Source organism: Sphingomonas sp. (genome assembly GCF_025353885.1).
GTDB lineage: Bacteria > Pseudomonadota > Alphaproteobacteria > Sphingomonadales > Sphingomonadaceae > Sphingomonas_O.
On record NZ_JANXNX010000023.1, the window covers coordinates 1 to 14,072 of the forward strand.

The window sequence follows — 14,072 nt, forward strand, 5'->3', positions numbered from 1 at the left end:
TGCGACACCGGCGAGCGTGGCAGCCCCAATGGCGGCCAGTGCATTGGCGACATTATGACGGCCCGGAACGGCAATAGTTGCAGACACCGGCCCCGCCCCGCGCGCGTCGGTGATGGTGAAACCCACGCCGTCGGGCCGTTCGACGATTGCGGTCGCGCGCAAGCGGGCGGCGGTGGACAAGCCGAAGGTGAGCGCGTCGTTGGGCGCAATCGCCAGCGCTTCGGCATTGTCGGCGTTGACGACGCAGGAACCCGCGCGGGCCAGAAAGTCGCCGAACAGCGCCCGCAGTTCCGCCATCGACTTGTGATCGACGGCAACGTTGTTCAGGACCGCGATGCCCGGTTGATAAAGGGCAATCGACCCATCGCTCTCATCGACTTCGCTGACGAACAGGTCGCCTGCGCCGACGCGCGCGCCGCTGTCAAAATTCTTCATCACCGCGCCGTTCATGATCGTCGGATCGCGACCCGCCTGCGTCATTATCCATCCGATCATGCCGGTGACGGTAGACTTGCCGCTGGTCCCGCCGACCGCGATGTTGATCGGGGCGGCATTGAATAATTCGGCAAGCAGTTCGGCGCGGGTCAATCGTGCGCAGCCGAGTGCGGTCGCCCGCACGATGTCAGGAACGGTTGTCTCGATGGCGGCAGAAGCCACGACGATCTGATCGACGAACTGAACGCCGCTGCCATCCTGCGCGAACAGGGTGATGCCGCCCGCGCGCATCACCTCGAACTTGGGCGCGGTTCCCCCCTGGTCGAGCGCACGGTCCGAACCGGCCACGTCATGCCCCGCCGCAGCGACGATCTGGGCCAGCGGCATCATTCCCGAACCGCCGATCCCGCAAAAGAAATAGGATTTACGCACATGGGTTCCATGCCGATTGTCCGTCACGGTGTCGAGCGGCTGTCTCGACTTCATGCGCGACAATCGGCAGGGTGCGGCGATGATGGGGCACAGGAAGCGGATCGCGGTCGTCGGGCCGAGCAATACCTTGCCGCTCGACGTGCCGTCGCGCGTGCTGGCGCTGGTTGCGGAACGATACGGTGACGAAGGCCCCGAAATTGTCTTTCATCCGCAGTGTTTCCTGGCGGCGGGACATTTCGCGGGACCGGATCGCGCGCGTGAGGATGCCCTGGTCGAGGCCGCCAACGATCCGAAGGTCGACGCCATATGGTTCGCGCGCGGCGGCTATGGTGCCGACCGGATCGCTGAAAATGCCATCAGTCGGATGGGAGAAGCGGCACGGGGAAAGCCGTTCCTCGGTTACAGCGATGCCGGTTTCATCCTGGCGGGCCTGCTGGCAGATGGCATCGGTCGCCCCGCACACGGGCCGATGCCCGCCGACATCAACCGTGTCGGCGGCGCGGCGGCGGTGGCGCGCGCGCTCGACTGGTTCATGGCGGATAGCCCTCCCTCCAGCGAGCGCACCATCGCGTTCAACATGATCGTGTTCTCGCAGTTGCTCGGCACCGCGCTGCAACCCGACCTGACCGGTCGCGTGCTCATGCTCGAGGAGGTCGACGAACCGATGTATGCCATCGACCGCAGCCTGTTCCACATTACGGCCAACCCGCAGGTCCGCTTATGCGCGGGGCTCATGCTGGGCCGCTGCGCGCCGATCACGCCCAACATCCCCGATTTCGGCATGGATGAAGTCGCCGTCGTTCGGCATTGGTGCGACGTATCGGGCATTCCCTATCTTGGTCGCGCGGACATCGGCCACGATGCCGAGAACAAGGTCGTTCCGTTCGGTTAGCGCCTCAGAACGATCCGCGCGGCATCGCAGTCGCGCGCCATCTGCGCTTTCAGCAGCTCCATATCATCGAATTTGGCCTCGCCACGCAGGAACTCGATCAACTCAACTGCGATCTCAAGCCCATATAAATCGCCGGTGAAATCGAAGAAATAAGGCTCGAGCAATTCTTTCGGCGGATCGAAGCTCGGTCGGATACCCAGATTTGCGACCCCGTCGAGCAACCTGCCGTCGGGCAACCGCGCGCGGACGGCGTAGATGCCGTAACGCGGACGCAAATAATCACCCATGTCGAGGTTGGCGGTCGGATAGCCGAGTTGCCGCCCAACCTTGTCGCCATCCTGGACGACGCTGCGAACCGCGAACGCCCGGGTCAGCAGCCGGGTCGCCGTCGTACAATCCCCGCCCTGCAAAGCCTGACGGATGCGGCTAGACGAAACGGCTTGACCGCCTTCGCTGACGGGCCCGACTGTCTCGCACGCCATGCCGAGCGGCGCCCCCAGGCCCTTCAAACTCGCGACCGATCCCTCGCGCCCCTTGCCGAACGTAAAATCTTCGCCGGTAACCACCCCCGTCGTGCCGGTCTGCCCGACCAGCCACTCCCGCACGAATGAGTCCGCCGTGACGTTTGCCAGCGTTTCATCGAAGTGCAGCACCAGCATCGCATCGGCCCCCGCCGCCTTGAACAGCTGTTGCCGTTGATCAAGCGTGGTCAGCCGGAACGGTGGCATATCGGGGTGAAAATAGTGAACCGGGTGCGGGTCGAAGGTCGCGACAATGGCCGGTCGCCCCTGGGCATGCGCCAGCTTCACGGCATGTCCCACCACGGCCTGATGGCCGATATGGAACCCGTCGAAATTGCCGAGCGCGATGATGCCGCCGCGCAGGGTGTCGGGGACCCGCTCGCCCCCTGTCAGCCGCTCCATGCGTGGCTTAGAACGGCACGTCGTCGTCGAGGTCGCTGTCGAACGCAGCCGGTCGGCCGCCGCCGCCGCCATCCGATCCGCCGCGAGCGCCACCGAAATTGCCACGCGGCGCGCTGTCCTGGTTCCAGTCGTTGCCGCCGCCCGAACCACCCGCGCCACGCTCACCGCGCTCGCCCAGCATGACCAATGTGCCGTTAAAACGTTCGAGCACGACTTCGGTGGTATATTTGTCGTTACCCGACTGGTCCTGCCATTTGCGCGTCTGCAGCTTGCCTTCGACGTAAACCTTCGAACCCTTTTTCAGATATTGCTCGGCGGTGCGTGCGATGTTCTCGTTAAAGATCTGGACGTTATGCCACTCGGTCTTCTCGCGTTTTTCACCGCTGCCTTGTCGTTCCAGTTTTCCGAGGTGGCGAGCGTAAAACTCACGACCTTGCCGCCGTTGGCAAAGCTGCGCGACTCGGGGTCCTTGCCCAGATTGCCGACCAGAATGACTTTATTGACGCTGCCTGCCACCGGAATCTCCTAGAGGCCGGCGAAAACCGCGAGCCAATATGTTGCTCCGGCTGCGATATAGGCGAGTGCGAACAGATACAACAGCATGAAGCCCGGCCATTTCCAGCCATTGGTCTCACGCCGCACGACGGCAATCGTCGAAATACACTGCGGCGCGAAGACAAACCAGGCGAGGAAGGCCAGCGCGGTCGGCAGCGACCATTTGCTGCGGAGCGACTGTCCGAGCGTCTGGTCACGCTTGGTCTCGTCCGGCGTATCTATGGCGTTGACCGTGGCGAGCGCCGACACCGCCACCTCGCGCGCCGCCATCGCGGGGATGAGGGCAAGTGCGATATCGCGATTGAAGCCGATCGGTTTGACGACGTAGGCAAGGCCGTTGGCGATCTGCCCGGCAATGCTCTGGCTGACCTGCGTCCCGGGGGGACTCCCTGCGGGCGCGCGGGGAAAACTGAGCAATGCCCACAGTACAATCGTCGTGAAGGCAATGATCGTGCCCGCGCGGTGCAGGAACGCATAGGCGCGGCTCCACAGGCCGATCCCCAGGTCGCGCACGGCAGGCCATTGATATTTGGGCATCTCCATCATGAAACCTTGTGCCGGTCCCTTGGTCACTGTCCGCCGGAGCACAAGGGCCGCGACCAGCGCGCCAACGATGCCCGACATATACAGAACGAACAGAACCAGTCCCTGCAACCCGATTCCCGGCCCGACCGTGCGCGCCGGGATGAAGGCGGCGATGATGACGGCATACACGGGCAGCCGTGCCGAACAGGTCATCAACGGCGCGATCAGGATCGTGGTCAGCCGGTCCTTCGGGTCATCGATCGTCCGCGTCGCCATGATGCCGGGGATCGCGCAGGCAAAACTGGACAGCAGGGGGATGAAGGCGCGCCCCGACAGACCGACACGCGACATCAGCCGGTCCATCAGGAAAGCCGCGCGCACCATGTATCCCGACGCCTCGAGCACGAGTATAAAGGCAAACAGGATCAATATCTGCGGCAGGAACACCACCACCGCGCCAACGCCCGCTATAACGCCATCGACGATCAGCGAACGAAAAATGGTGTCGGGCATCGCCGCGATCACCGCGTCCTGCAAAGCCTTCATCCCGCCATCGATCATGTCGGTGGGAACCGCCGCACCCGCGAACACCGCCTGGAACATCGTGAACAACAGCGCCGCCAGAATAAACGGCCCGGCAATGGGATGCAGCACGACGCGGTCGATCGAGTCGGTCCAGCGATGCGCCGGATTAGATTCGATCGTGACACTCTGCGCGATCCGCCGCGCGTGACGCTGTCGTTCGATCAACGTGTTGGTCGGGGTGCCGTCGCCCGCCCGCAGCCGGGTCACGCCATTGCCAAGCAGCGGGGCCAGCGCCGCAATCAGTTCCTCCAGCCCGCGCTTGCGGACGGCGACAGTCGGGATCACCGGCACCCCCAGCGATTGGCTGAGCGCGGCCACGTCGATGGTCAGCCCGTCGCGCGTCGCCAGATCGAACATGTTGAGCGCAATGACCAGAGGCAGGCCCAGCGCGATCAGTTCGAGTGCGAACCGCAGGTGATTGTCGAGGTTGGAGGCATCGAGCACGACGATGATCGCCGACGGCAGGCGCTCCCCCTCCTGCACGCCCAGCACGACATCGCGAGTCACGCGCTCGTCGGGGCTGGAGGGGGTCAGGCTATAGGTTCCGGGCAGGTCGACCAGTTCGACCGGACGGCCATCGGGAAGCGCAATGCGCCCTGAATGCCGTTCGACGGTGACGCCGGGATAATTGCCAACCTTTTGCCGCGCACCCGTCAACGCATTGAACAGCGCCGACTTGCCCGCGTTGGGATTGCCGACCAGCGCCACCATCGGCAGCATGGGCATGGTGGGAGCGGCGATGATCGGCGTAGCGATGTTCATGCGAGTGGCTCGACCGTGATGGTGGCGGCGTGTGCGCGTCGGATCGCAACGGTCATGCGCCCGATTCGCACCGCGATGGGATCGCGCACCAGAAAACCGGCTCCATGCAGCGGCTCTACGGCAACACCTTCGTCGAAGCCAAGCTCACGCAGGCGCCGCCCGTCGCGTTCGGACAGTGCGGCCCAATCGATCGCACTGATCGTCGCTTCATGCGAAAAGGGAAGTTCGTCGAGATTCACTGCGACTGATTATCAATAACGGCGCGATTGGGCTAGTGCGTTCGCACTATCGACCGTTAACGATTATATCCTATAGAATTAGCCACTTTGGTGGGGCTAGCGGTGGGCGTCGACGTGAATAGGGTTCGGTTGTGGGTATTGCGCATCGTCGCGGCGCTGGCCTTTGCCTGCGCTTCACCGGCGCTCGCAGCAACATGCGCGCCTGCAACCTCGGCGGGCACCGCACCCCCCAGTTGGCAAACATATTGCTGGCTCGATTTCAGTTCCTACGTCGATGCAACCGCACGATCGGCGGCGGGACAGAATTTTTCGATCACGCTAACCGATGGCGCGACGCTGACCTTCAACATGAAAGCGACCAGCACTGGCGCGACTGCGGTTGCCGCAGTTGCCTCGCCCTCCTGGACGGGTGCTGCGGTCGGCAACTCGGCCTTTCTGGGCATCCCGGGCAAGCCGGTGCTTTACACCAATGTCAATCAGACCACCGTCGTTCTGACGATTTCGGCGATCGCGATTACCCCGCCGGCCGGGGTCGCCCGGGCGACGGCCTATGCCGTGGTGGCGGCCGATGCGGAATCGACCAATGAAAGCGAATCACTGTCATTTACGACCAATGGTTCGAACTGGACATTGCTGGATTCGGTCCCGCCGATCTCGGGCAACCTCTATCCCACGATGACCAATTCGGGAACGACATTTACCGAAACCGGGGTGGTCGGAACCGTCGGCGGCTATATCGTCGGATCAAACAACCCGACCACCGTCTCGGCAACGCTGGTCAGCGGCGGGTTGCAGGGGGCCATGTTCGCGGTCCGGTTTGCGTCGCTCGCTTTGAACAAGGCAATCACCGGCGTTCGCTTCAATGCGGCCGACCAGTTCACCTATCGCATTTCGACCACGTCGAGCGGGGCCATCCTGACATCGGGCACCACCACGGGAACCGCTACCGGACCCTTCGCCAATGCCACCGTCAACTTTGCGTCCGCCCTGCCGGTTACGCTGAGCGAAGTGATGGCCGCCGGCAGCAGCAGCACACTCGCCAGCTATGATTCGAAACTGACGTGCATCAACGGGAACGCTGCATCGACGACGCCGCTGCCGACCAATGTGACGACAACATCCTATGCGTTCGGGGGCCTGATCTTCGGCGACGCGGTTTCGTGCGTTTTCACCAATGCCGCCGTGCCGCGCGTAGCCTTGGCCAAGGCGTTGGGGGGGACGCGGGTCTTCACCAACGATCAGTTCACGGTCGACCTGACAACGGGTTCCACCACGACGGCCACCACAACCACAACGGGTGCTGGATCAACCGTGACGAACGGATCCATCCCCGCCACCATCGTCAGCCCCGCCACCCCCTATGGCCTGAACGAAGGCGCGGCAGGCACGACAGTCCTGACTTATTACACAGCGGGCATCGCCTGCACCAATACCTACACCACCTCACCCACCGTGTTGCCGTCGACGCTACCCGGGACCGTCACGCCGCGCTATGGCGACAATATCAACTGCACCATCACCAACACGCCAAAGCCCGCGACAGCCACGCTGACGGTGGTAAAGACTTCGCTGGTCATCTCCGATCCGGTCAACGGGACGACCAATCCCAAGGCCATCCCGGGTGCCGTCGTGCAATATGCGGTGACAGTGACGAACACCGGGACTGCGGCTGTTGATGCAAGCACTGTGGTTGTCACCGATCCACTGCCGTCGGGCGTCGCGCTTGCGGTAACGGCCCCGGTCGTGGTTTTTACCAATGGTGTCCAGGCAAGCGGCCTGGCGTTTAATTCGGCGACCAATGTCACCTATTCCAACCAGGCCGGTGGCGGCACGCCGTACAGCTATGCGCCGGTCAACAGCGGTGGCTATGACGTCGCGGTAAGGGGCATCCGCATCGCGCCGACGGGCGTCATGGCGGGAACGACGGCGGCGGGGTCGCCCAGCTTTACCGTCTCGTTCCTCACGCAGATCAGATAACGGTTCAGACTGCCGGGTAACGCAACCGGCCGAGGAAGCGGGCCAGACTCAACCGTTCGGGCGCGCTGTGGGTGAATTTTCCCTTGAACTTCTCGAACCGCATGACGCCGTCGATCCGCCGCCCCAGAAAGGCGCGCGTCTCGGCCAGCCCCTCGCTCTGGTCGTCGAGCATCGCCATGATCGTCGCGGTATAGATGCCCGCCAGCAATGTCCGCTTTGAATAATGGTTGAAGTCGGTGGCGGTGTCGCCCGCCGCGCGCCAGATCGCATCGGCCGCCCGCCAGCTCAGTTTGACAGTGTGCGGCAGGTTCTGTGGCAGCGTGAGAATGGCGAGCGCCCGGCGCAGCGCCTCGATATCCGGAGCGATCAGGTCGATCCGCGCCTCGATCAGCGCCGCGATCTTTTGGCGAATTTTCATAGTTGCCATTTGCTGCGGAGGCACGGCGGCCAACATCGCGCGGTCGATATGGGCGAACCAGCCATCGATCATTTCGATCGCGCCGCCCGAGAAGGCCAGAGACGCAATCGCCGGGTCGATCCCGGTGGCTTGCGCAGCCAGGTCAAGCGCGACCGGCGTCCACCCGTCGAACGCGGCATGGTGCGGCAATTCCGCACTCAGCAATTCGCGCATTTCATCAAGCGTTGGGTCGGTCATGCTGGAGCCTCTGGGATGCGGTGACACTTGCGACATGGGATGCTAGACCCGCTCCGTCAATCGCCACCGAAGGTGATCAAAGGGGACATATTCCAAATGGCAAAGTTTTTCGGCAATCTGAACGCGGTCGTCGCAGTCGGGGTTCTGGCGGCGCTGGCGCTGTTGTTCTGGACAGATTCAGCCAGCAACCTGGTGGGCTGGATGACATTCCTGCACGTCATATCGGGCGTGATGTGGATCGGCCTGCTGTACTACTTCAACTTTGTGCAGATTCCGACGATGCCGACCGTGCCTGCCGAACTTAAACCCGGCGTCACGAAATATATCGCTCCAAAGGCGCTGTTCTACTTTCGCTGGGCGGCGCTGGCGACGGTGGTCACCGGCCTGCTCGTCGCGATCCTGAAGGGCTATGCGCATGAGGCGTTCACCTTCCAAGAAGGCTTCCGTCTGATCGGCATCGGCATGTACCTGGCGCTGATCATGGCGATCAACGTCTGGTTCGTAATCTGGCCGAACCAGAAGAAAGCCCTGGGCCTGGTCGAGGCCGCTCCTGAGGTGAAGGCGCAGGCTGGCGTGACCGCGATGATCTTCAGCCGGGTCAACACGCTGCTGTCGATCCCGATGCTGTTCGCGATGGTCCTGCAGAATCTCGGCGGCAATATTTAGGCTGCTTTCGGGTCGGGCTGGCGCACCAGGATGAGTGCCAGCCCGACCAAAACTGCCCCGGCAAGATCGGGCGCGCCAAGACGTTCGCCGAATATCACCAGTCCGATGACCGCAGCCGCCACCGGCTGAGCCAGCAGTCCGAGACCGATGACGAGCGGGCTAAGGCGACCGAGCACATAGGTCAACAGCCCCTGCCCGATCAGTTGGCTGCACAAGGCCAGCAGGAGCAGCGGCGTCCAGTCCGAGGGCAGGATGCGCTCGCCGAGGGATACCGCCAGCAGCAGGAGCGGCACGGTGCTCGCCAACGTCGAGATCGCCAGCAGCGGCAGCGGTGCCAGCGCCGTTCGCGCGCGGGCGATCATCACGAAATAGAACGTGTAGAACAGTCCCGCCAGCAGGCAGAGCAGGTCGCCGACCAGATGTTCGGGCGACAGTTCGTACGACCGCCCCATCAGCATGACACCGCCGATCGCCGCCAAGCCCAGCGCCCCGCCCTGCCGCCGCGTCGGCCAGGCGCGGGCGGCCAGGAATCCATAAATTGGAAACATCAGACTGGCCGAATTGCCGAACAGCGTGGCATTCGCCAGTTTGGTGCGGACGATGCCGAGATGCCAGCTTGCCAGGTCGGCGGCGAACAGCAGGCCCGAGAGGATCAGCGCGACGACCAGCCCGCGTGACAGCCTGACCGGCCCCCCGCGCGCCGCCAGCAGGGCCAGCACCGGGAACGCCAGCGTCATCCGCCAGAACCCCGTCGCCACCGGACCGACATCGGCGATCCGCACGAACAGCGGCCCTAGCGCCAGCAGGACATTTGCAACCAGCAGCGCTGCAAAATCTGCTTTACCGGGGCGAATAGATTCTGGTTGGTTGACCATCAGGTTGGTGCCCATATCGCACTCCAGGAACCGAGTCCCGTTTCAAAAAGGAACTTAAATGCCGACGCTGTTCGATCCGATCGACCTGGGTGCCATCAAGGCACCGAACCGCATCCTGCTGGCCCCACTGACCCGTGGGCGGAGCACCGCCGACCACATTCCGACTCCGCGCATGGCGACGTATTACGCCCAGCGCGCGACGGCGGGGCTGCTGATCACCGAGGCGACGGGCATCTCAAAGGAAGGGCTTGGCTGGCCTTACGCACCCGGTATCTGGAGCGACGAGCAGGTCGCGGCATGGCAGCCGGTGACCAAGGCGGTTCACGACGCCGGCGGGCGGATCATCGTCCAGTTGTGGCACATGGGACGGATCGTGCATCCCGACTTCCTCGACGGCGCACAGCCGGTTTCGGCGTCGGCGACCACCGCCCCGGGCGCCGCCCATACCTACCAAGGCAAACAGCCCTATGCCGAAGCGCGCGCGCTGACGCTGGACGAGATCCCGCGCCTGCTAAACGATTACGAGCATGCCGCCAAAAACGCGATCAGAGCTGGGTTCGACGGCGTCCAGCTTCATGCGGCGAACGGCTATCTGATCGACCAGTTTCTGCGCGACAATGCCAATTTCCGCGACGATAAATATGGCGGATCGATCGAGAACCGGACGCGCCTGCTGGGTGAAGTGACGCAGCGGCTGGTTGACACCATCGGCGCGGACCGGGTCAGCGTTCGCCTCTCCCCGAACGGGGATACCCAAGGCGTCAATGACAGCCAGCCCTATGAACTGTTCGGCGCAGCGGCGGCGCTGCTCGACCGGATCGGCATCGCCTTTCTGGAATTGCGCGAGCCCGGTTTCGACGGAACCTTCGGCAAAGGCGAAGTGGAGCCGGTCGCACCGACGATCCGCAAGGCGTTCCGGGGCCCGCTGGTGCTGAATTCGGACTATACCGCGCAAACGGCACAGGCGGCACTCGATTCAGGGGTCGCCGATGCGATCGCGTTCGGACGCGCGTTCCTCGCCAATCCCGACCTGCCCGAGCGCCTGAAAACCGGCGCGCCGCTCAACGCCGATGTGATGGCGACCTGGTATTCGCAAGGCGACGAAGGCTATACCGACTATCCCGCACTGGAGTCCGCCGACGCCTAGCCCATTTGCCCCCGGTGGCGCAGCCTGTGATCGGCCAGCACCAGCGCCACCATCGCCTCCACCACGGGTGCGCCGCGAATCCCGACGCAGGGATCGTGGCGCCCCTTCGTCATGATGTCGGTGGCGTTACCCTGGCGGTCGATGGTTGCGACCGGCGTCAGGATGGATGACGTCGGCTTGAAGGCAACGCGGACGACGACGGGCTGGCCGGTCGAGATCCCACCCGCGATCCCGCCCGCATGGTTGGCAAGGAACTGCGGCCCATCGCTGCCCGGACGCATCGGGTCGGCATTATCCTCACCGCGCAGCCGGGCGGCGTCGAAGCCATCGCCGATCTCGACCCCTTTCACCGCATTGATGCTCATGCAGGCGCTGGCCAGGTCGGCATCAAGTTTGGCGTAAAGCGGCGCGCCCCAGCCAGCCGGAACCCCGGTCGCGACACATTCGATGACCGCACCAAGCGAGGAGCCCGTCTTGCGCGCCTGGTCTACGAGGATTTCCCAGCGCGCGGCGGCGGCGGCATCGGCGCAGAAGAACGGGTTGGCGCTGATCTGGGCGGCGTCGAAATTGTCGGCGCGGTCGCCCCCGATTTCGATGACGCGGGCGGTAATCGTGACTTCGGGAATGACCAGCCGCGCGACGGCCCCGGCCGCGACGCGCGCGGCGGTCTCGCGCGCGGAGGATCGCCCGCCACCGCGATAATCACGCAGGCCGTATTTGGAGTCATAGGCATAGTCGGCGTGGCCCGGACGATAGGCATTCGCGACTTCGGAGTAATCCTTTGATCGCTGGTCGGTATTTTCAATCATCAGCGAGATCGGCGTGCCGGTGGTCTTGCCTTCGAAGACTCCCGACAGGATTTTGACCAGATCGGCCTCCTGCCGCTGGGTCGTGAAGCGCGACGTACCGGGGCGGCGCTGGTCGAGGAAAGGCTGGAGATCGGTATCGGCGAGGTCGAGCCCGGGGGGGCAGCCGTCGACGATAACGCCGATCGCGGGACCGTGAGATTCCCCCCATGTCGTAAAGCGAAAGAGGTGGCCGAAACTATTGTGGCTCATTATTCCCTCTCCCCACGGGAGAGAGGGAGGGGCCCGCTCGGCGTAGCCGAGTGGGAGGATGAGGGCGCGAGCGCTGCCAAAAGGACCGCAGCCACCCCGTCGCCGTTTGCCATGACGTCGATGTTGGTGAACCGGGGCACTCGATATCCTTCCTGGACGAGATAGGCCGTTCGCGTCGTGTCATAGCCACTGTTGGTTGCGTGCGTATCGCCGTCAATTTCGATGACCACCCGTGCCGACTGAGAGACGAAGTCGGCGTAATAGGGTCCGACGCGTTGCTGGCGGCGAAACTTGGCACCGCCAAGCTGACTTACTCTCGGGATATTCCACAGCTTTTGTTCGGCGGGGGTTGCGTCCCGGCGCAGCTTGCAGGCGCGGGCAATCGTCCCGTCGCCGACGGTATATCTGGAATTTGCCAAGCGCCCTCGCCCTCCCATTGCCGAGAGGCAACGGGCCCCTCCCTCTCCTCCTAGGGGAGAGGTGTCAGAATGTTAAGCCAGTGCAATATCCGGGGCGTCCTCGGCTTTCATGCCGATGACGTGATAGCCAGCATCCACATGATGCGTTTCGCCGGTGACGCCGCTGGCAAGGTCGCTCAGCAGATACAGGCCCGCCCCGCCGACGTCTTCGATCGTGACATTGCGTTTAAGAGGGCTGTTATATTCGTTCCACTTCATGATGTAGCGGAAGTCACCGATCCCGCTTGCGGCAAGCGTCTTGATCGGCCCGGCGGACAGCGCGTTGACGCGGATGTTATGGCGGCCGAGGTCGACGGCCAGATATTTGACCGAAGCCTCCAGCGCGGCCTTGGCGACGCCCATGACGTTGTAATGCGGGATGACTTTTTCGGCACCGTAATAAGTCAGCGTCACCAGCGCGCCCCCGCCCTTGCCGGTTTCGGGATCGAACGGCGGCATCATCGCCGAGGCGCGCTTGGCGACTGCGACAAAGGAATAGACACTGATGTTCATCGTCATCAGGAAATTCTCGAGCGTCGTGTCGACATAGCCGCCGCGCAATTCGGTTTTGTCCGAAAAGCCGATGGCGTGAACGACGAAATCGATGGTCGGCCAGCGCGCCGCCAGCGTCTCGAACCCCTTGTCGAGTTCGGCCATGTCGGACACGTCGCAATCGATCAGGAAATCGCTGCCGAGCGAGGCGGCCAGCGGGCGCACACGCTTTTCGAGCGCCTCTCCCTGATAGCTGAACGCCAGTTCGGCTCCCGCTTCGCTCAGTTTCCGGGCGATACCCCATGCCAGCGAGCGATCATTGGCAAGGCCCATGATCAGTCCCCGCTTGCCCTTCATCAAACCTGTCATTGCGTCTCCAAATCGCGGCGTTGGTCGTCCTTTAGCGTCGAGACGGGAGGTTCCGCCAGTGCCGCGTTCAGATGAGCGCCGATGACAATGCCCAGCCCGACGAACCAGAAAAAGATCAGCGCGATGATGACGCCCGCCAGGCTGCCGTAGGTCGCGTCGTAATTCGAAAGTCTGGCAAGGACCAAGGGCAACAGTGCCAGCGAACCGAACCACCAGGTCGCGGTGAACAGCGCGCCCGGCCATTTCGGGCATTTGGAAAAGCGATAGTGGCTCGGCGTCAACGACCAGAACAGCAAATACAGCGCGACGAAGGCAACGAACAGCGGCACCAGTCGCGACAGTTGGATCCAGCCGATGAAGCGCCCGGCAAACGGAACGACGTGATAGATGAACTGTTCGGCCGCGGTCATCACGACCTGCGCCGAGAAGGCCAGCATCATCAGGATGACGGCGGCGATGATGATCCCGATCGAGGTCAGCCGGTATTGCCAGAACGGCGCGGTGAACGGTGAGCCATAGGCGCGGCGCAGGATGTCGCGGATCGTCTCGATAAAGCTGCCGACGGTCCACAACCCGACCAGGCCACCGATCAGCAGCAGCCAGCCGGTCTTTTGCGTCAGCACGTCGTGGATCGGCTTGCGCAACAGTGTCTGGACGCTGCTGGGCATCCCGAGCAGGAACGAGTTGACTGCATGGATGCTGTCGTCACTGCGCCCCAGGATGCTGGCGAGCGCCGCAATGACGATGAAAAAGGGAAACAGCGTCAGTAACGTCAGATAGGCGAGGTTGCCGGCGTGGATAAAACCGTCGCTGAACACGCCCACCACGACCCGCTTGCCGACTTCAAACGTCGTCGCGAACGGCCCGAGGTTTTCGAGTTTATGCCCGATCGCATCGCTATTGCCGTCCTGTTGCTGTTCGCGCCGGGCCTCGGGCGTCTGGGGCGAGGTATCGGGCGCCTGCGAGGCGGGTTCAGGAGGCGGGGCTTCCGGAGACATTTCGGTGGGTGATGGATCGGACATTGCGC

Annotated in this window: 14 protein-coding genes and 1 pseudogene; 4 read left to right on the top strand and 11 right to left on the bottom strand. The window is 63.4% G+C overall.

Annotated elements, in window-relative coordinates:
- Nucleotides 1-867, bottom strand: an 867-nt coding sequence (locus tag Q0R02_RS02480) for a Mur ligase family protein (protein WP_293880516.1), incomplete at its 3' end; no start/stop codon positions are given.
- 16 nt (nt 868-883) lie between these two features.
- On the opposite strand from Q0R02_RS02480, the gene Q0R02_RS02485 reads away from it, so the two are divergent.
- A complete protein-coding gene (locus tag Q0R02_RS02485; RefSeq protein ID WP_293880518.1) occupies nt 884-1,759 on the top strand; it encodes an LD-carboxypeptidase in 876 nt (291 codons plus the stop codon).
- Here the strand turns inward: Q0R02_RS02485 and Q0R02_RS02490 are convergent.
- From Q0R02_RS02490 to Q0R02_RS02505, 4 genes and pseudogenes are all read right to left on the bottom strand, one after another.
- On the bottom strand, nt 1,756-2,682 hold the full coding sequence (locus Q0R02_RS02490) for a bifunctional riboflavin kinase/FAD synthetase (protein ID WP_293880584.1): 927 nt from the start codon (nt 2,680-2,682) through the stop codon (nt 1,756-1,758). The two genes, Q0R02_RS02485 and Q0R02_RS02490, sit on opposite strands and share 4 nt — an antisense overlap.
- A gap of 7 nt (nt 2,683-2,689) precedes the next feature.
- Nucleotides 2,690-3,198, bottom strand: a pseudogene (ssb, locus tag Q0R02_RS02495) (single-stranded DNA-binding protein).
- A gap of 9 nt (nt 3,199-3,207) precedes the next feature.
- Nucleotides 3,208-5,073: a ferrous iron transporter B gene (locus Q0R02_RS02500; protein ID WP_293880586.1), complete on the bottom strand. Its 1,866-nt coding sequence runs from the start codon at nt 5,071-5,073 to the stop codon at nt 3,208-3,210.
- A 32-nt stretch (nt 5,074-5,105) separates the two neighbouring features.
- Nucleotides 5,106-5,348, bottom strand: coding sequence for a FeoA family protein (locus tag Q0R02_RS02505; protein WP_293880520.1), 243 nt, complete (start codon nt 5,346-5,348; stop codon nt 5,106-5,108).
- A 114-nt stretch (nt 5,349-5,462) separates the two neighbouring features.
- Here Q0R02_RS02505 and Q0R02_RS02510 point away from each other — a divergent pair, with 114 nt between their 5' ends.
- Nucleotides 5,463-7,325 carry a CshA/CshB family fibrillar adhesin-related protein gene (locus tag Q0R02_RS02510; RefSeq protein WP_293880522.1) on the top strand — a complete coding sequence of 621 codons (1,863 nt, stop codon included), beginning with the start codon at nt 5,463-5,465 and terminating at the stop codon, nt 7,323-7,325.
- Nucleotides 7,326-7,329: 4 nt separating this feature from the next.
- Here Q0R02_RS02510 and Q0R02_RS02515 read toward each other — a convergent pair whose 3' ends face one another.
- Complete coding sequence (locus Q0R02_RS02515; protein ID WP_293880524.1) at nt 7,330-7,980, bottom strand: COQ9 family protein; 651 nt, start codon at nt 7,978-7,980, stop codon at nt 7,330-7,332.
- Nucleotides 7,981-8,076: 96 nt separating this feature from the next.
- Here Q0R02_RS02515 and Q0R02_RS02520 point away from each other — a divergent pair, with 96 nt between their 5' ends.
- Nucleotides 8,077-8,646, top strand: a complete 570-nt coding sequence (locus Q0R02_RS02520; RefSeq protein WP_293880526.1) for a urate hydroxylase PuuD — start codon at nt 8,077-8,079, stop codon at nt 8,644-8,646.
- On the opposite strand, the gene Q0R02_RS02525 is transcribed toward Q0R02_RS02520, so the two are convergent.
- On the bottom strand, nt 8,643-9,536 hold the full coding sequence (locus Q0R02_RS02525) for a DMT family transporter (RefSeq protein WP_293880528.1): 894 nt from the start codon (nt 9,534-9,536) through the stop codon (nt 8,643-8,645). The genes Q0R02_RS02520 and Q0R02_RS02525 overlap by 4 nt on opposite strands.
- 43 nt (nt 9,537-9,579) lie before the next feature.
- Between Q0R02_RS02525 and Q0R02_RS02530 the strand changes: the two genes are divergently transcribed.
- Nucleotides 9,580-10,668, top strand: coding sequence for an alkene reductase (locus Q0R02_RS02530; protein ID WP_293880530.1), 1,089 nt, complete (start codon nt 9,580-9,582; stop codon nt 10,666-10,668).
- On the opposite strand, the gene aroC is transcribed toward Q0R02_RS02530, so the two are convergent.
- From aroC to Q0R02_RS02550, 4 genes are all read right to left on the bottom strand, one after another.
- Entirely contained in the window at nt 10,665-11,726 is a 1,062-nt protein-coding gene (gene aroC / locus Q0R02_RS02535) for a chorismate synthase (RefSeq protein WP_293880532.1), read from the bottom strand. The two genes, Q0R02_RS02530 and aroC, sit on opposite strands and share 4 nt — an antisense overlap.
- Nucleotides 11,726-12,145: an endonuclease domain-containing protein gene (locus tag Q0R02_RS02540; protein WP_293880534.1), complete on the bottom strand. Its 420-nt coding sequence runs from the start codon at nt 12,143-12,145 to the stop codon at nt 11,726-11,728. The genes aroC and Q0R02_RS02540 overlap by 1 nt, the downstream gene beginning before the upstream one ends.
- A 72-nt stretch (nt 12,146-12,217) precedes the next feature.
- The gene (gene fabI / locus Q0R02_RS02545) at nt 12,218-13,045 is read right to left on the bottom strand and encodes an enoyl-ACP reductase FabI (RefSeq protein WP_293880536.1); all 828 of its coding nucleotides are present in this window, start codon (nt 13,043-13,045) and stop codon (nt 12,218-12,220) included.
- On the bottom strand, nt 13,042-14,067 hold the full coding sequence (locus Q0R02_RS02550) for a YihY/virulence factor BrkB family protein (RefSeq protein ID WP_293880538.1): 1,026 nt from the start codon (nt 14,065-14,067) through the stop codon (nt 13,042-13,044). The genes fabI and Q0R02_RS02550 overlap by 4 nt, the downstream gene beginning before the upstream one ends.
- Nucleotides 14,068-14,072 lie beyond the last annotated feature (5 nt).